This window comes from Lacinutrix sp. MEBiC02595, assembly GCF_053601555.1.
On sequence record NZ_JBSHNU010000217.1, the window covers coordinates 257,661 to 274,554 of the forward strand.

At 31.2% G+C, this 16,894-nt stretch carries 20 protein-coding genes; 15 read left to right on the top strand and 5 right to left on the bottom strand.

What is annotated here, in order from left to right; all coding sequences use genetic code 11:
* The first annotated feature begins 6 nt into the window (after positions 1-6).
* The 11 genes from hisA to ACVCZW_RS08940 all read left to right on the top strand — a co-directional run bounded on the left by hisA (position 7) and on the right by ACVCZW_RS08940 (position 7,607).
* Entirely contained in the window at positions 7-735 is a 729-nt protein-coding gene (gene hisA / locus ACVCZW_RS08890; protein ID WP_452230216.1) for a 1-(5-phosphoribosyl)-5-[(5-phosphoribosylamino)methylideneamino]imidazole-4-carboxamide isomerase, read from the top strand.
* A 1-nt stretch (position 736) separates the two neighbouring features.
* Positions 737-1,492, top strand: coding sequence for an imidazole glycerol phosphate synthase subunit HisF (gene hisF / locus ACVCZW_RS08895; RefSeq protein WP_452232192.1), 756 nt, complete (start codon positions 737-739; stop codon positions 1,490-1,492).
* A gap of 85 nt (positions 1,493-1,577) precedes the next feature.
* The gene (gene hisIE, locus ACVCZW_RS08900) at positions 1,578-2,177 is read left to right on the top strand and encodes a bifunctional phosphoribosyl-AMP cyclohydrolase/phosphoribosyl-ATP diphosphatase HisIE (RefSeq protein ID WP_452232193.1); all 600 of its coding nucleotides are present in this window, start codon (positions 1,578-1,580) and stop codon (positions 2,175-2,177) included.
* A gap of 76 nt (positions 2,178-2,253) precedes the next feature.
* A complete protein-coding gene (locus tag ACVCZW_RS08905; RefSeq protein ID WP_452230213.1) occupies positions 2,254-3,036 on the top strand; it encodes a tRNA pseudouridine synthase A in 783 nt (260 codons plus the stop codon).
* 32 nt (positions 3,037-3,068) lie between these two features.
* On the top strand, positions 3,069-4,154 hold the full coding sequence (corA, locus tag ACVCZW_RS08910) for a magnesium/cobalt transporter CorA (RefSeq protein WP_452230212.1): 1,086 nt from the start codon (positions 3,069-3,071) through the stop codon (positions 4,152-4,154).
* 123 nt (positions 4,155-4,277) lie between these two features.
* Positions 4,278-4,778, top strand: coding sequence for a Dps family protein (locus ACVCZW_RS08915; RefSeq protein ID WP_452230211.1), 501 nt, complete (start codon positions 4,278-4,280; stop codon positions 4,776-4,778).
* A gap of 58 nt (positions 4,779-4,836) precedes the next feature.
* On the top strand, positions 4,837-5,742 hold the full coding sequence (locus ACVCZW_RS08920) for a mechanosensitive ion channel family protein (protein ID WP_452232194.1): 906 nt from the start codon (positions 4,837-4,839) through the stop codon (positions 5,740-5,742).
* A gap of 64 nt (positions 5,743-5,806) precedes the next feature.
* Positions 5,807-5,971 (top strand): DUF1328 domain-containing protein, encoded by a 165-nt coding sequence (locus ACVCZW_RS08925; RefSeq protein WP_452232195.1) that lies wholly within the window; start codon positions 5,807-5,809, stop codon positions 5,969-5,971.
* A gap of 35 nt (positions 5,972-6,006) precedes the next feature.
* Positions 6,007-6,207, top strand: a complete 201-nt coding sequence (locus ACVCZW_RS08930) for a hypothetical protein (protein ID WP_452232196.1) — start codon at positions 6,007-6,009, stop codon at positions 6,205-6,207.
* A gap of 59 nt (positions 6,208-6,266) precedes the next feature.
* Positions 6,267-6,818 carry a hypothetical protein gene (locus tag ACVCZW_RS08935; RefSeq protein WP_452232197.1) on the top strand — a complete coding sequence of 184 codons (552 nt, stop codon included), beginning with the start codon at positions 6,267-6,269 and terminating at the stop codon, positions 6,816-6,818.
* Positions 6,819-6,929: 111 nt separating this feature from the next.
* Entirely contained in the window at positions 6,930-7,607 is a 678-nt protein-coding gene (locus ACVCZW_RS08940) for a DUF2461 domain-containing protein (protein WP_452230206.1), read from the top strand.
* Positions 7,608-7,609: 2 nt separating this feature from the next.
* Here ACVCZW_RS08940 and ACVCZW_RS08945 read toward each other — a convergent pair whose 3' ends face one another.
* Positions 7,610-8,026 carry a glyoxalase gene (locus tag ACVCZW_RS08945; protein ID WP_452232198.1) on the bottom strand — a complete coding sequence of 139 codons (417 nt, stop codon included), beginning with the start codon at positions 8,024-8,026 and terminating at the stop codon, positions 7,610-7,612.
* Between the two features lie 131 nt (positions 8,027-8,157).
* Here ACVCZW_RS08945 and ACVCZW_RS08950 point away from each other — a divergent pair, with 131 nt between their 5' ends.
* From ACVCZW_RS08950 to ACVCZW_RS08960, 3 genes are all read left to right on the top strand, one after another.
* Positions 8,158-9,045, top strand: a complete 888-nt coding sequence (locus ACVCZW_RS08950; protein WP_452230204.1) for a DUF72 domain-containing protein — start codon at positions 8,158-8,160, stop codon at positions 9,043-9,045.
* Positions 9,046-9,048: 3 nt separating this feature from the next.
* Positions 9,049-9,438, top strand: a complete 390-nt coding sequence (locus ACVCZW_RS08955) for an acyl-CoA thioesterase (RefSeq protein ID WP_452230203.1) — start codon at positions 9,049-9,051, stop codon at positions 9,436-9,438.
* 118 nt (positions 9,439-9,556) lie between these two features.
* A complete protein-coding gene (locus ACVCZW_RS08960) occupies positions 9,557-10,918 on the top strand; it encodes a T9SS type A sorting domain-containing protein (protein WP_452232199.1) in 1,362 nt (453 codons plus the stop codon).
* 2 nt (positions 10,919-10,920) lie between these two features.
* On the opposite strand, the gene ACVCZW_RS08965 is transcribed toward ACVCZW_RS08960, so the two are convergent.
* Together ACVCZW_RS08965 and ACVCZW_RS08970 are read right to left on the bottom strand one after the other, a co-directional pair.
* A complete protein-coding gene (locus ACVCZW_RS08965; RefSeq protein ID WP_452232200.1) occupies positions 10,921-12,093 on the bottom strand; it encodes a thioredoxin-like domain-containing protein in 1,173 nt (390 codons plus the stop codon).
* Positions 12,094-12,121: 28 nt separating this feature from the next.
* Positions 12,122-12,409 (bottom strand): DUF3817 domain-containing protein, encoded by a 288-nt coding sequence (locus ACVCZW_RS08970; RefSeq protein WP_452230200.1) that lies wholly within the window; start codon positions 12,407-12,409, stop codon positions 12,122-12,124.
* Between the two features lie 99 nt (positions 12,410-12,508).
* Here ACVCZW_RS08970 and ACVCZW_RS08975 point away from each other — a divergent pair, with 99 nt between their 5' ends.
* Positions 12,509-15,373 carry a M16 family metallopeptidase gene (locus ACVCZW_RS08975; RefSeq protein ID WP_452232201.1) on the top strand — a complete coding sequence of 955 codons (2,865 nt, stop codon included), beginning with the start codon at positions 12,509-12,511 and terminating at the stop codon, positions 15,371-15,373.
* Between the two features lie 76 nt (positions 15,374-15,449).
* Here ACVCZW_RS08975 and ACVCZW_RS08980 read toward each other — a convergent pair whose 3' ends face one another.
* Together ACVCZW_RS08980 and ACVCZW_RS08985 are read right to left on the bottom strand one after the other, a co-directional pair.
* The gene (locus ACVCZW_RS08980) at positions 15,450-16,304 is read right to left on the bottom strand and encodes an OmpA/MotB family protein (protein WP_452229872.1); all 855 of its coding nucleotides are present in this window, start codon (positions 16,302-16,304) and stop codon (positions 15,450-15,452) included.
* Between the two features lie 140 nt (positions 16,305-16,444).
* Positions 16,445-16,747, bottom strand: a complete 303-nt coding sequence (locus tag ACVCZW_RS08985) for a hypothetical protein (RefSeq protein WP_452229873.1) — start codon at positions 16,745-16,747, stop codon at positions 16,445-16,447.
* Positions 16,748-16,894: the final 147 nt, after the last annotated feature.

The window sequence follows — 16,894 nt, forward strand, 5'->3', positions numbered from 1 at the left end:
AATAAAATGAGAATAATCCCAGCAATAGATATTATAGACGGAAAATGTGTTCGACTTACTAAAGGCGATTACAGTACTAAAAAAATATATAATGAAAACCCTTTAGAGGTTGCCAAACAGTTTGAAGCAGCAGGAATTCAATATTTACATTTAGTAGATTTAGATGGCGCAAAAGCCAATCATATTGTCAACTATAAAGTTTTAGAGCAAATTGCATCTAAAACCAATTTGAAAATTGATTTTGGTGGTGGTTTAAAAACAGATGAAGATTTGCATATCGCTTTTAATTCTGGCGCACGACAAATTACAGGAGGAAGTATTGCTGTGCAAGACACGAATACTTTTGATAGTTGGATTTCAAAATATGGAGCCCAAAAAATAATACTTGGTGCAGATTGTAGAAATGAAAAAGTTGCTATTAGTGGCTGGACCGAAGAAAGCAATTTAGAAGTGATTCCTTTTATACAAGGTTATCAGAAAAAAAATATTCAATACGTTATTTGTACGGATATAGCTAAAGATGGTATGCTGCAAGGTCCTTCCATAGCACTGTATAAAAAGATGCTAGAAAGCTGTTCTGCCAATAATCAAACGATCAAACTTATAGCTTCAGGTGGCGTTACCACTATTGATGACATTAATTTATTAGAAAAAATTGGCTGTGAAGCGGTAATTATCGGTAAAGCTTTATATGAAGGTAATATACGTTTAACCGATTTAGAAACCATTTATTAAAATGTTAGCAAAAAGAATTATTCCTTGTTTAGATATTAAAGATGGTCGTACGGTAAAAGGTGTAAATTTTTTGGGTTTAAGAGATGCAGGAGATCCTGTTTCGCTAGCTAAAAAATATGCAATGCTTGGTGCAGATGAGTTAGTTTTATTGGATATTTCTGCAACCTTAGAAGGTAGAAAAACCATGTTAGATATGGTTTTAAAAGTAGCAGAACAGGTTAATATTCCGTTTACTGTTGGTGGTGGAATTTCTTCTATTGCAGATGTAGACGCGCTATTAAAATGTGGAGCAGATAAGGTTTCTATAAATTCTTCGGCAATTAAACGTCCAGAATTAATAAATGAACTAGCAAACAAATTTGGAAACCAATGTATAACCGTTGCTATTGATGCCAAACAGATAGATGGAAACTGGATGGTGCATGTTGCAGGAGGAAGTATTCCTACTAAATTAGATTTGTTTTCTTGGGCTAAAGAAGCGGAAGAACGTGGTGCTGGAGAAATTCTTTTTACTTCTATGAATAATGATGGCACTAAAAATGGCTTTGCAAACGAAGCATTAGCGAAACTTTCTACAGCATTAAATATTCCAATAATAGCTTCTGGTGGTGCCGGAAATATGGAACATTTTGTAGATGCTTTTCATCTAGGGAAAGCAGATGCAGCTTTGGCTGCAAGTGTTTTTCATTTTGGTGAAATTGAAATAAAGGATTTAAAAGAAGTATTAAAGAAGAATAACATCGAAGTAAGATTATAAACTTGCGGTCACCTCGAGCGCAGTCGAGAGGTTTAGAGTAAAACATTAAGGTTTTGACTGCGCTCGACCAGACAAAAATTGAATTATGAATATAGATTTTAATAAAAATAACGACGGATTAGTACCTGCAATCATTCAAGACGCAACTACAAATAAAGTATTGATGTTGGGTTATATGAATGCGGAAGCTTTCAGCAAAACAAAAGAAACAAATAAGGTTACTTTTTATAGCAGAACCAAAAAACGTCTTTGGACAAAAGGAGAAGAAAGTGGTAACTTTTTAAACCTTGTAGACTATAAACTAGATTGTGATAACGATACCTTGTTAATTCAGGTAAACCCAGTAGGAGCAACTTGTCATAAAGGATCAGATACCTGCTGGAACGAGGAAAATCAAGAAAGTTTCGGCTTTATTTCTAAACTAGAAAACACCATTGAAAGTAGAGTGCAGGCTGGAGATTCCGAAAAATCTTATGTTGCTTCTTTATTTGCTTCTGGTATTAATAAAGTAGCTCAGAAAGTAGGAGAAGAAGCTGTAGAAGTGGTTATTGAAGCAATGGATAATAATGATGATTTATTCCTTAGCGAAAGTGCTGATTTATTGTTTCATTATTTAATGTTACTACAAGCAAAAGGGTTTAAACTGAAGGATGTAGTTTCGGTTTTAAAAACTAGAGAGAAATAATTCTAATAAAATAGAAGTTATTTTGCTAGAAGCATTAAAATAACGTACTTGCTAGCTTCTAAGACATTCTTAAAACATGTTTAATAAACGTTACTATTACCTAGTCAAAATACAATATTTAGGCTATCGTTTTCATGGTTGGCAAAAACAACCTAATTTGAAAACGGTGCATTTAATGATTGACAGAACCTTTAAATTTATTTTAAAAGGGGAGCGCTTTAAAACTTTGGCTTCTGGAAGAACAGACGCAATGGTTTCTGCAAATGCTTCTGCTTTCGAGCTTTTTCTATATGCACCTATTCCAGATCAAGAAGCTTTTTTAGCACTCTTTAACCATAATTTACCGCAAGATATTCGTGCATTATCTATAGAAGAGGTGGATGCGAAATTCAATATTATTCAGCATTCTAAAATAAAAGAATATTTATACCTTTTTACACATGGCGAAAAATGCCATCCTTTTTGTGCACCAATTTTAACTACTATTTTAGAGAATCTAGATATAGAAGCTATGCAAGAAGGTGCAACCCTATTTGAAGGCACACATAACTTTAAAACCTATTGTTATAAGGCTACAAACGAAGGTTTATATACCAGAGAAGTTAGTACTTGTGAGCTGGTAGAAAATACGGTTTTTAGTGCAAATTTCTTCCCAGAGAAAACATATATGCTTCGTGTAAAAGGAAAAGGTTTTGGTAGAAATCAAATTCGATTAATGATGGGAGCCCTTATAAAATTAGGAAGAGCCGAAATTACTTTAGATTATATTAAAGCTACTTTACATATGGAAAGTACAGAAGTCATGGATTATATTGCGCCTGCTTCTGGTTTAGTATTAAATAACATTGAATTTGAATAAACTTTAGTATTTTTATAGTAATTATAAACTACATGGCTCAAAAAAATCGTAAAACTATCAAGCGTAAAAAAACGTATAAAACCATAAATTCTGTTCCTGGAACAGTAGCTTATGTTGGTAGCAAACAATCTCTAGAAACAAAAATTGATATTGTAAATTATAATAAAGAAGTTTGTAATTTTAAAATCTCTAATAATGTAGAAGATGCTTTTCATTTTAAAGGGCAAGAGCACGTTACTTGGATTAATATTAACGGTTTAAATAATACTGCAGAAATTGAAAAATTAGGTCAGCATTATAATCTACATCCTTTAGTACTTGAAGATATTGTAACCACTAACCAAAGAGCAAAGCTGGAAGACTATGACGATTATCTCTTTATAGTATTTAAAATGTTGCATTTTAAAAATGAAGATGAAATTGTCTACGAACACATGAGCATGGTAGTTGGTGAAAATTATGTGCTTACTTTTCAAGAAGCAGATGGTGATGTTTTTGATGATTTACGAGATAGAATAAGAAATGCGAAAGGTAGAGTTAGAAATGCGAAAGCAGATTATTTAATGTATACCATTTTAGATGCAGTAGTGGATAATTACTTTACCGTTGTTGAAGCGGAAGGAGATAAAATTGAAGACTTAGAAGAAACGCTTTTTATTCAAGAATCTAATACGAATACCACAACTACAAGTATTCAAAACCAGAAACGCGAGATATTAAAAATACGAAGAACTGTTTTTCCGTTTCGTGAAGTAGTTAACAAATTGGAAAAGTCTGAAATCGAATTTATTGAAGATAAAACCAAGAATTACCTCCGTAATTTATACGATCATATGATACAAGTAAACGAAAGTATAGACTTGTATCGGGAAATGATTTGGGGACTTATGGATTTGTATATGACCAACATAAGCAACAAAATGAATGAGGTAATGAAAGTACTAACTATCATTGCTACTATCTTCATTCCGTTAACTTTTATTGCAGGTGTTTATGGTATGAATTTCACCAATATGCCAGAGCTTAATAATCCTTATGGTTATTATATAGTTTGGTCGGTAATGATTATTATACTCATTATTATGTTAATTTATTTTAGAAGAAAGAAGTGGCTTTAACATAATTTATGTTAAATAAAATTTAAGACTGTTAAAGACCGTTAAAGGACTTGACAAAAGTGATATTTCTCATAGTTTATATAGTGTTCGAACAAAACAAACACTTTAAAACAATATATAATTATGAGTTATTTGAATATGCAAGATGAGAAATTATTACCTGTAGTTGTAGAGCTAAATACACTACTTGCAGATTACCACATTTATTACCAAAAGCTAAGAAATTTTCACTGGAATATTTTAGGAGAAAATTTCTTTGATCTTCACCATAAATTTGAAGAGTTATACAAAGACGCCCAACTAAAAATTGATGAAATAGCAGAACGTATTCTAACGTTAAGATTTCATCCAATGAGTAAATACAGCAATTACTTAAAAATATCTGCTGTAGAAGAAGCACAATCTTTGAAATCGGATACCTACATGGTTTCCGAAATTATAAAAGATCATAAAATAATATTAGCACAAATGTCTCGAGTTATTCACAAAGCAGAAGAAGCTTCAGACGAAGGTACCATAGATCTTATTGGTGCCTACATAAGAGATTTAGAAAAAGCAAGTTGGATGCTAGATGCTTGGACTAAAAAAACTTCCGATAAGTTACAAAGCGTAGCGGTAAATTAAGTTTTTAGTATTTCCTAGAAACAAAAAATTTTTACTTCACCTTTAAAACGTATCATACATGAAATTACAATTTCAAACCGCATTAGATGGCCTTATTGAAAAATTACAAAGTTGGTTTACGGCCATTATTCAAATGTTACCAAACTTACTAATTGCCGTTTTAGTATTAGTAACCGCTTATTTTACAGCAAAATATGTAAAAAGAATAGTTACCAGACTAGCATCCAAAAAAATAGAACAAGATTCTATTAGTAATATAATTGGAAAAATATCTGCAATAGCAGTCGTTGTAGCTGGTTTGTTTTTGGCCTTAGGAATCTTAGATCTAGGTAAAACATTATCCTCTTTATTAGCAGGAGCAGGTGTTGTAGGTTTAGCAATTGGTTTGGCGCTACAAGGTACATTGTCTAACACTTTTGCTGGATTAGTATTATCCTTTAAACAGAAAATTGAAATAGGAAATTGGGTAGAAACCAATGGTTTTTCTGGGGAAGTGATGGATATAAACCTAAAAGATTTCACCATAAAAGAAGCAGATAATAATATGGTTATTATACCAAATAAAACCATTTTAGAAAATCCGATAAAAAATTATTCACTCACCACAAAAATGCGTGTAATGCTAGAATGTGGTGTTGGTTACGGATCTGATTTAGATCATGTAGAACAACTTACAAAGGAAACCATAGCAAATGTTTTTAGTCAAGTAAAAGACCCAAATGAAGTAGAGTTTTACTACACAGAATTTGGAGGAAGTTCTATAAACTATTTATGCAGGTTTTGGATTGATGCCGATAGTGCATTAGAAAAACTAAGCGCAAAAAGTACCGCTATTATTGAAATTAAAAAGGCGTACGATAAAGAAAATATCAATATTCCTTTTCCTATTAGAACGCTTCAATTTGATAATAAACTTTCCTTTGAAAATTCAAATGCACATCAAGAAGAATTCTCTAATCACTAGAGTAAGAATATACTAAGAACACAAAAGTATAGTCTTTTACATTAAAATTTAAAAATCAAAAGATATGTTACGTTGGACAATCACATTCATAATAATCGCATTTATTGCTGGAATCTTTGGATTTAGCGGCATTGCAGGAGCTTCGGCTGGAATAGCCAAAATACTATTCTTTGTATTTATAGTATTATTTATTCTATCCCTAATTAGAGATGTTATTAGAAAAGTCTAAAAACAAAACAACAATTAACCATTAAAAAGATAATCATGAGAAAATTAATATGCACAGTAGTACTTATGTTTTCTATTGCAACTGTATTTACAAGTTGTAGAGAAGAAAAGAAAACGCCAGGAGAAAAAATAGAAGCAGCAGCAGAAGATACCAAAGATGCTATGGAAGACGCAGCAGATGATGTTAAAGACGAAATGGAAGATGTAAAAGAAGACATCGAGGATGAATTAGAATAATAGATAATAACTAACAACTAAGTAAAAGTTTAATTCTAAAATTTAAAACTAAAATAATAATGAAAAATTTAATATATATATTCAGTGTATTAATGTGTACAGGTATTTACGCACAAAATAATAATCCTGTGGACGTTACCGATGAAACGGAAGTGAAAATAGTCAAAGTAAAAGAAGACGGAAAGATTATTGAAAAGAAAGTGAAAGTAAATACGGTACAAAAACAAGAAGTGAAAATCGATCCTCAAGATAGATATAAGCTTAACGGATACCGAATCGATACCCCTGTAAAAGTAACAAAAACGGTACAGGTAGATAATGATATAGATCCGCAATATGATACCAAAACAAAAGTTACGTATTACAAATTTAAGGATGTGGATTATGCCTTTGTGCCAGATGAAAAAGGGTTTATCGTTTCTGTTAAAAAAGGGGATGAGAATATGCCTTTTGGTAATGCCAGATATTCTGCTAGAAACAGGAGTTATATCGTTACCACAGAGGAATACACCGGAGTTGGTTATTTTGATAAAGACAAAACTTTTGTAATTGAATATTATGATGGCGAAAGTGATGGTTTAATAACCAAAGAATTTAAAATTTCTAAATAATTTCTATTTGTAGATAGAAATTTATAATGCAACTAGCTATGTAATAATAGCAGAAAAGCCTCGATTTTTATGAGGCTTTTCGTATTTTTAAAAATAATTAATAATTGTATTATGAACGAAACCATACCTAGAGAAACCTTCGACTTTTTTAAGCGTTTAGAAAAAAATAACAATAGAGATTGGTTTAATGAACATAAACCAGAATTTAAAGAAATAGAAGCAGAGGTAAAGCAAGTTTATACGCAGTTATTTAACCTGCTTAATACGCATGATGAGATAGATAAAATGAAAATGTTTCGCATATATCGTGACGTTCGTTTTTCTAAAAATAAACTGCCATACAAAACGCATTTTGGAGGTTCTTTTAGTCGAATAAAACCAAATTTAAGAGGTGGTTACTATTTGCATATTCAGCCGAATAACGAAAGTTTTATAGCAACAGGTTTTTGGGATCCAAACAAGGAAGATTTATTACGAATTAGAAAAGAGTTTGAACAAGACGATAGCGAAATCCGAGAAATTATAGACAATAAAAAGTTTAAAACAATTTGGGGAGAATTCGTTGGTGACGAATTAAAAACAGCGCCAAGAGGATTTGATAAAGAGCACAAATCCATGGATTTAATCAAGAAAAAGCAATTTATTTTCACCAAAAAATTTACAGATAAAGAAGTGCTTTCACCAGATTTTTTAAAGGAAGTAGAAATAGCGTTTAAAGCGATCAGACCCTATTTTGATTATATGAGTGCTGTGCTTACCACAGATTTAAATGGCGTTTCTTTGGTTTAAACTTAAACCGCAATCCCTAATTCGGCTTTATCTAAAAGCTGGATATTTCCAATTAATTGGTCTTTAACTATAGACATCATACGTTTGTTTAAAGCGGAAGAGTTTTTAATGTAAATAAGATATTCTTCCGTAGTAAATAAGCCAATCACCATGCCTTTTAAAGCATTTCTAAGCTTCATATCTTTTTGCAACGCATTTTCAATATAAAGGATACGTTTTTCAATAGATAACTCGTAAAAAACATTCTTATGCTTTTTAGCATAATTCTTAAAAACTTCAATAAATAAAGGTACTTGTAACTTCGCTATTGGTCTAAGTACCAGATTTTGAAAACGTTCATCACTGGACATGTCATCACTAATAATAATAGAAGGAATTTCAGGTCTTGCTTGCTTTAAATTTAAGTCTCTAGTATTCATATCTATAAGTTTTTATTAAAATTAATGATAAATTATATAGATAGTTATATAGTATTTTTAACTTGTTAACGAGTTTATTAACAAGCTATATTTTGGTATCTTTACCTAAAGATTCTCAATACAAATAAAGCATGAAGTTTGGAAGCGTAGAACATCCAGAATTAATCGATTTTACATTACCTCTAGATCATAAAGACACGTTTAACGTTTTAAATAAGGTACAAGTAAAACAGAATCCAGAAATATTTGTTGGTTGTGCCAAATGGAATAGAGCAGATTTAAAAGGCTTTTATCCAAGAGGTACAAAAGATGAATTGGGTTATTATTCTAGTCAGTTTAATGCTATTGAATTGAATGCTACTTTTTATAGGATTTTTTCTTCGGAACAATTTGCAACTTGGTATGAAAAAACACCAAAGGGATTTAAATTCTTTCCGAAGCTAAACCAAGAAATTAGTCATTGGAAACGTTTAAATGAAGTAGGAGAGGTTGTCAATAACTATTTGAATAACGCAGTTAATCTAAAAGAAAAACTAGGAACTATCTTTTTGCAAATGCATAGTAATTTTGCACCAAAAGATTTTAATAGGGTCGTGGAGTTTGTAGAATCTTGGCCAAAAGAAATTCCGTTAGCCATAGAGTTTAGAAATACTAATTGGTATAATGATGCTGCCATTGCTGAAGATTTGTATACGCTTTTAGAAGAAAATAACATCTCTAATGTTATTGTAGATACTGCTGGGAGAAGAGATTTAATGCACATGCGACTAACTAATAGTACCGCATTTGTACGTTACGTTGGTGCCAATCATGAAAGTGATTATGCGCGTTTAGACGATTGGGTGGAAAGGTTGAAAATTTGGAAGAACCAAGGCGTAAAAGAAATAGATTTTTTTATACATCAAAATATGGAAAAAGAATCTCCTTTACTTGCAGCTTATTTTATTGAAAAATTAAACAAAGAATGTAATTGCAATCTTAAAATACCGAATCAAGATTTGCAACAAAAACTATTATAACATATGAGATTTCATACAAGAAAATGGATAAAACCAGAAGATTTAAACCCAAACGGAACTTTGTTTGGTGGTAGACTTTTAGAATGGATAGACGAAGAAGCTGCGCTATACGCAGTTGTGCAATTAGAAAATCAACAAGTCGTTACCAAATTTATTACAGAAATAGATTTTAAAAGTTCTGCTAGACAAGGTGATATTGTAGAAATTGGAATAGATGCCGTAAAGTTTGGAACTTCATCTTTAACAGTACGATGTGAAGTGCGAAACATGATGACTAGAGAAACCATTATTACCATAGAAAAAATAGTAATGGTAAACTTAGATAAAGATGGAAATGCATTGCCTCATCACAAAACTCAAGTAGAATTTGTAGACGATAGGTTAAACAGTTAGTAATTAAACGAGTAATAAAACAGAATAACGATAATAAGAGGAAGTTACAGTTTTAGTTAGCATATTGCAGTATATTAATTGTTAGTACAACACTATCAATACGTTAAGAAAGAAAGATATGCTATTAATCACTTTTCGAAATGTAGTGTTTAACTATTTTTTTAATTTTAAGCTCCATTTATTTTTTGCGCTTGTTTTATTAAATAGTACAAACCTACATTCCCAAACTACCGCAATTCCTGACTCTACTTTTGAGCAAGCTCTCATATCATTAAATATAGATACCAACGGTTTAAATGGTAATATATTAGATAGTGACGCCGTATTCATAACAACTTTGTTTATTGGTAATATTGGTGTTACAGATCTTTCTGGAATAGAAGCTTTTAAAAGTTTAAAATATTTATTTGCGTATAACAATCATTTAACAACATTAGATTTAAGTTCTAATCCATATTTAGAGTTATTAGATGCGGATAACAATAATTTATCTGCATTAAATATAGCTGCAAATGCATCTTTAAAGAGTGTTTTTCTTAGTAATAATAATTTGAACAGTTTAGATGTTAGCAATAATTTTCAATTAGAATACTTGTATTGCAACCTTAATAATATTAGTGTTTTAGACGTATCTGCAAATGCATATTTAAAAGACTTGAGATGTTATAATAATAATCTGTCTAGTGTAAACTTTGCAAGTAACTTAAATTTAGAGCATTTATTTATTTCAGAAAATAACTTAAGTACAGTAGATGTTTCTGCAAATACTGCTCTAAAAACACTAACATGCGATAATAATAATTTAAATACTATAGACGTTTCTAGTAACGCATCATTAAGTTATTTTAGTTGTACAAATAATAGTTTAAGCAATTTAAACTTAAGTAATAATGCGGACTTAAAACGTTTACTTTGTAATAATAACAATCTGACTAGTTTAGATTTAAGTAATGCTGCGGATTTATTTTTACTATATGCTCAAAACAATCAAATTCAAAGTTTAGATATTTCTAATAATCCAGATTTAAGATATGTCATTGCTGAAAATAACATGTTAAATGATATAGATGTTAGAAATGGAAATAACCATCGTATAAACCAGTTTATTGTAACGTCAAATCAAAGTTTAACTTGTGTTTTTGTAGATAATACTTCTGCTAGTTATTTAAATGATTGGGAAGTAGATGCTTCTTGTAATTTTGTTGCAGATGAAGGTGAATGTCAAACGTTATCTTCACCAGAAATTTTAGACATAGATTTTAGAATGTATCCTAATCCAGCAACTACCCAAGTAAACATTAATTTAAATGTTCCTGTTGCAAAACTAGCGTTATACACCGTAAGTGGTCAGTTTCTTTTAGAAAAACAAATAGAACAAGGAAATAACACTTTAGATGTGTCTAGCCTAAGTTCTGGTTTATATATAGCAACTATTATTACGGAAGAATCTAAACGGACTAAAAAGCTAGTAATTCAATAAGCTTATTCGTTAAGTAACTCTTTAATTCGGTTTTCTAATGTAGTACCGGAAATTTTTCCACTTGCAATTCTACCTTGTTTATCTACAAGTATTTTATATGGTATAGATTCTACACCATATCTAAAAGCAATGGTTTTATTTTTGTCTAGAATATGTGTATTCCAAGTTAGTTTGTCTGTTTGAATTGCACGCAACCATTCCGGGGAACCTTTATCTTCACTAATACTTAAAATAACAAGACCTTTGTCTTTATATTTATTATGTAATTGTACCAAGTTTGGATTCGTAGCTCGGCAAGGAGCACACCAACTCGCCCAAAAATCTACGAGAACTACTTTTCCTTTTAAAGAAGCTAAAGACATGGTTTGTCCGTTTGCATTTGGCCCACTTAAAGTATAAGCCATCGGTCTGTAACTTTCTGTTTTTATACCTTGTTGGGTTTCTTTTTCTTCTAAGCTAACAATATCCCTATAGATTTGTTTAATAGATGGTACCTTTTTAATCTCATCTGTTAAGGTATCATGCAGTTTCCTTAAGCTTTCCGTAGAAAAACTATGATAATTTTCTTGTAATACAAAAGGAGTGAAGTGCGAATTGTTATTCGTTTCAATAAACTGCTTAACAAAAGTTATTTTTTCAATTTGTAAGTTTTCTAAATCTGTATTTAAAATCGAAGTTCTTTTGTTTGCGGTTTGCGGAGATTTATATTTTAAAAATAATGCTCGTTCCTTATAATCAAAACCATCCATTTTAGATTTATAATCAAAATAGACCTTTTGGGTATCGGAGTTAGAAGAAGTAGAAGAAAGAAATAAATTTGTATTTAGAAACATATTTATTTCAGATGCATCCACTAAAAATTTATACATAACATCACTTTCATCTACTTTAATGGCATAAAACGCTGGTTGATTAGATACCCCTTTAAATGTAAAAGCCTTTTCTTTAATAGAAATAGTATCCATTAAAGTAAGTGTATCGCTTTCTACTTTATAAATATAAGCCGTTTTTAAATGGTTGTTAAAAGTGGTTCCTCTAACAACAAATTCATTTGCCAATAAGGCTTGAGGAGTCTTATTGTTTTCATTTACTAGTATAGACTTTTCCTTTATACAACTTGTTAAAGCCAATAAAATAAAAGAAAGCACTAGAAAATGAGGGCGTTTTTTTAGCATTTTAAAGTATATTTGATATGCTATATTACTAAATATTTTTCAAATACTTCTCTTCTACATAAAAAGTAGCAAAAGGTAAAATGGATGCAATGAGTACAATAAACATTGTTTTCATATTCCATTTTAGTTGCATACCAAATACAATTGCTAATACAACATAAGCCACAAATAGTAATCCATGAGGCATTCCTAATAGTTTTACAAGGTAATCATTACCATCAGGCATACGTTTATAAATAGCAGCGCCCATTAGTAATAAGTAAGAAACACCTTCTAATAAAGCTACTAAGCGAAAAATATTTTTTAACGAAAACATACATTTTAAATTTAAGAGGCAAAGATATTAATAGTTTTTTAACGTATCTTTAAAAATCAAGTTATTAAATTAAAAAGCTATTAATCAAACCAACTAAAAATGAAACTAACTTCACTAACGATAGTGCTGCTTGCGCTTACTTGTATTTCTTGTAAAAAAGAACCAGAACCAATCTCTCAAGAAGAAACCGTATTTAAAATAGATTATGAAAAATTTGTTTTAGATAATGGACTAGAAGTGATACTGCATGAAGATCATAGTGATCCCATTGTTGCTGTGGCAACCATGATGCATGTTGGTTCTAATCGAGAAAAACCAGGAAAAACAGGATTTGCTCACTTTTTTGAACACATGAGTTTTAATGATTCTGAAAATGTTCCTGTTGGTGCAAACCGAAAGATGATTCCAGAATGGGGAGGAAGTAGAAACGGCGGAACTTGGAGTGATGGAACCGTGTATTACGAAGTCGTTCCTAAAGATGCTTTCGAAAAAATTCTGTGGATTGATTCCGATCGTTTTGGTTACATGATAAATACGGTAACCAAAGAAGCTTTAGAACGCGAAAAACAAGTGGTTAAAAATGAAAAACGACAACGTGTAGATAATGCGGCATATGGCTACACCGATGAAATTATTAGAAAAAATTTATATCCGGAAGGACATCCGTATAGCTGGACCGTTATTGGTGCTTTACCCGATTTACAAGCGGCAACTATAGCGGATGTTAAAGAATTTTATAATGAATATTATGGCGCAAGCAACGCATCTTTAGTAATTGCAGGAGATATCAATATAGAAGAAACTAAAGCGCTTGTAGAAAAATGGTTTGGCGAAATACCTAGTGGCCCAGAAGTAGAACAATTGCAAGCAGATCCTGTAGTATTAGAGGAAACAAAGTCTTTATATTTTGAAGATAATTTTGCGAAACTTCCAGAATTAAGAATGGTTATTCCTACCGTGGAAGAATACCACGAAGATGTATATGCTTTGCAAATTCTTGGGCAACTTTTAAGTGGAAGTAAAAGTGCTCCTTTGTATACTGTTATAGTCGAAGAACAAAAACTGGCGCCTAATGTTGGGACGTATCAATCTAGTAATGAAATAGCAGGAGAATTTATTTTTAGAATTCGGGCAAATGCAGATATAGACTTAGATCAAGTAAAAAATGCAATGGAAGAAGGTCTAACCAAATTTGAAACCGATGGCGTTAATGCAAGGGATTTAAAACGAATTAAAGCAGAATTAGAAACCGATTTATATCAAGGTATAAGTACCGTTTTAAACAAAGCTTTTCAGTTAGTTCAAGACAACGAGTTTAAAGGTGATCCAGGTTTTATTGTAGAAAGCGCGAAGCTAACCGAAGCGGTGACTGCAGAAGATGTGATGCGTGTATACAATAAGTACATAAAAGATAAAAAGTATGTAATGACAAGTGTTGTGCCTAAAGGGCAATTAGATTTGGCGGTTACAGACGCAAAACCAGCAACGGTTTGGTTAGAAAGAGTGCGTTACAATGTGGCAAATGAAGAAGTTGGTCAAGGTGAAGAAGCTGTTTATGACAAAACAGAAACCAAACACGATAGAAGTGAACCCGACTTTAGTGAACTTCCTTTATTTAAAGCGCCAACCATTTGGAGAGGAAGCCTTGAAAATGGATTAAGTTTATATGGTATAGAAAACAACGAAGTACCTTTAGTAGCGTTTGATATTACTATTCCAGGTGGAGAATTACTAGACCCGATTGGTAAAGAAGGAGTGGCTAGTCTATTAAGTGACTTGATGATGGAAGGTACTGCAACCAAATCACCAGCGCAATTAGAAGAAGCTATTGGTATGTTAGGCGCTTCCATAGATATATATAGTGCAAAAGAAGATTTTCATATTACAGGTTCTTGTTTAACGAAGAATTTTGAAGGAACCATGGCTTTAGTGAATGAAATGATACTAGAACCACGTTGGGACGAGAAAGAATTTGAACGTTTAAAATTAGCTTTAGAAACGAATTTAAAAGGACGAGAAGCCAACCCTAATAGTATAGCATCCAATGTTTTTAATGAATTAATTTATGGCCATAATCACCGTTTTGGTACTTCCGGTTCTGGAACGCTGGAAAGCACAAAAGCGATTACCTTAAAAGATTTAAAATCCTATTACAATAACCTTTCTCCAAAAGAGGCTAAGTTTCATATTGCGGGAGCAATTACTAAAGAACAAACCGAAAATGTGGTTCGCGTTTTAAATACATGGAATGGTTACAAAATAGCAGTTCCACATTACAATTTACCAATTAATAATAACCAAGGAAACATTTATTTTGTTGATGTTCCGGATGCAAAACAATCTGTTATACAAATAGGAAAGTTGGCCGTTTCTGCAAACGATAAAAATGCGAATAAACTAGAATTTGCGAATGAGATTTTAGGAGGTGGTTCTAGTGGTAGATTATTTCAAACTTTACGAATAGAAAAAGGATATACCTACGGCGCATATTCTGGTTTTTCAAAAAGTAATGAAGTGGCACCTTTCACAGTAAGATCTAGTGTTAGAGCCAATGCAACCTTGAAATCTTTAGAAATAATTAAAGAGATGCTAACCAATTACCAAGCAAGTTTTACCGATAATGAAGTCGAATTAACAAAAAACAAAATTCTAAAAGGGAATACAAGAGCTTTTGAAAGTTTGCGAGCACAATTATCTGTTTTAAGAAATATTAGTAAATACAGCAAACCAGACACCTATATTGTGGATGAACAAGAGGAATTAGTAAACATGACTTTAGAGGATTATAAAGCCACTATTAAAAACTATTTAAACGAAGAAGAAATGATTTACGTTATTGTAGGAGATAGAAAAACACAATTACTAGAAATCGCAAAATTAGGGAAACCAATTATAGAATTAGATATTTATGGAAATGTAATAGAATTTGACAGGTACGGAAATCTTATAGAGCCTACTTTATAAAAAAGTATACTATTAAATAATAAAAAAAACGCAACCTAACAGGTTGCGTTTTTTTTATATTCAAAACTAAATATTCTTAATTATCCGAAGACATTAAAGCAAAAAACTTATCAATATTTGGTAAAATAATAATTCTAGTTCTTCGGTTTCTAGCTCTATCTTCACTTGTGTCATTACTAACTAAAGGTTGGTAACTACTGCGTCCAGAAGCAATTAGTTTTTCTGGAGCGACGTTGTATTGTTGTTGTAATTTTCTAACTACAGAAGTTGCTCGTAAAACACTTAAATCCCAATTGTCTTGTAATTTATCCGTATTAATACTTCTAGCATCGGTATGACCTTCTACCATAACATCTATACTAGATTCTGAATTTATCACATCTGCTATTTTTTGTAAAATATCATTTGCTTTATTGCTAACTCTATAGCTTCCAGAATTAAATAACATTTTATCAGATATAGAAATCATAACTACCGTTTCGTCGATACTAATTGCTATATCATCACTTTCGTCAAAAGTGGTACTGTTTATTTTTTTCTTTAAGTTATAAGAAACAGCCAAATCCATAGAATCTTTTAAAGTTTTTGCCTCGCTCACTAAGGTAGGATCCACTTTTGCTAAAGTTTCACGCATCTTTGTTTTCGTATTATTAGACATTACAGCGACATTAGCAACCGTTTCCATTTTAGAATTATTCTCTTCACTTAAAGAAGTGTTTAAAGAAGCTAAAGTGTTAATTTTAGTATTGTATTGGTCTACACGCTCTTGTATAGCAGCAAACTTTCCTTCAAGATCTTCCTTTTCGACTCTAGTTTTAGTTAATTCACTTTTAATTTCTCCGTTTTCATTTTCTAAAGCAAGAAATTTCTTTTTAGATACGCATGAAGTTAAAACAACAGCAATAAGTAATAGTATTGAAAATTTTTTCATAATAAATTTATAGTTTTTGTTTTCTTTATGTACGCAGAGAATCTTATAATAGTTTATCGGCATGCTATTTTATTTTTTACATAAAAAAACGCAACCTAATAAAATGCTGCGCTTTAGTTGTTTATGTGCGTAATTTAATTCTATAAAATTTCTAAATCTATAATGGTTAAAACTTCCATATTGTTTTCCATTTCATCCATTATATTTTCTGTGGTGTACGTGATTTTAAAGGTCTGGCCATTGTATTTTTCATTAGAAAGATCAAATTTCTGAATAGCTTCTTCAGACATAGTATCAAAAATATGCGTGGTGTCCGCATCATCACTAAAGTAATATACTTCATTTTCTATACCATCAAATATAGCGGTAACCGTTGTTTTGTCTTGCGTACTAGTAAAAGAAAAAGACACAAGTGTAAATAAGGCAATGCATAGTGTTTTCATATGTATATGTTTTAAATTATAGGATATATACGTTTTTGTAACACCTTTAGACTTGCTAGCAATTATATTTAACACAAGTAACAATTTAAAATCTATTATTAAATACTGCTAAACGATAGCTGCATATTTCATACTTTTGCAAAAATA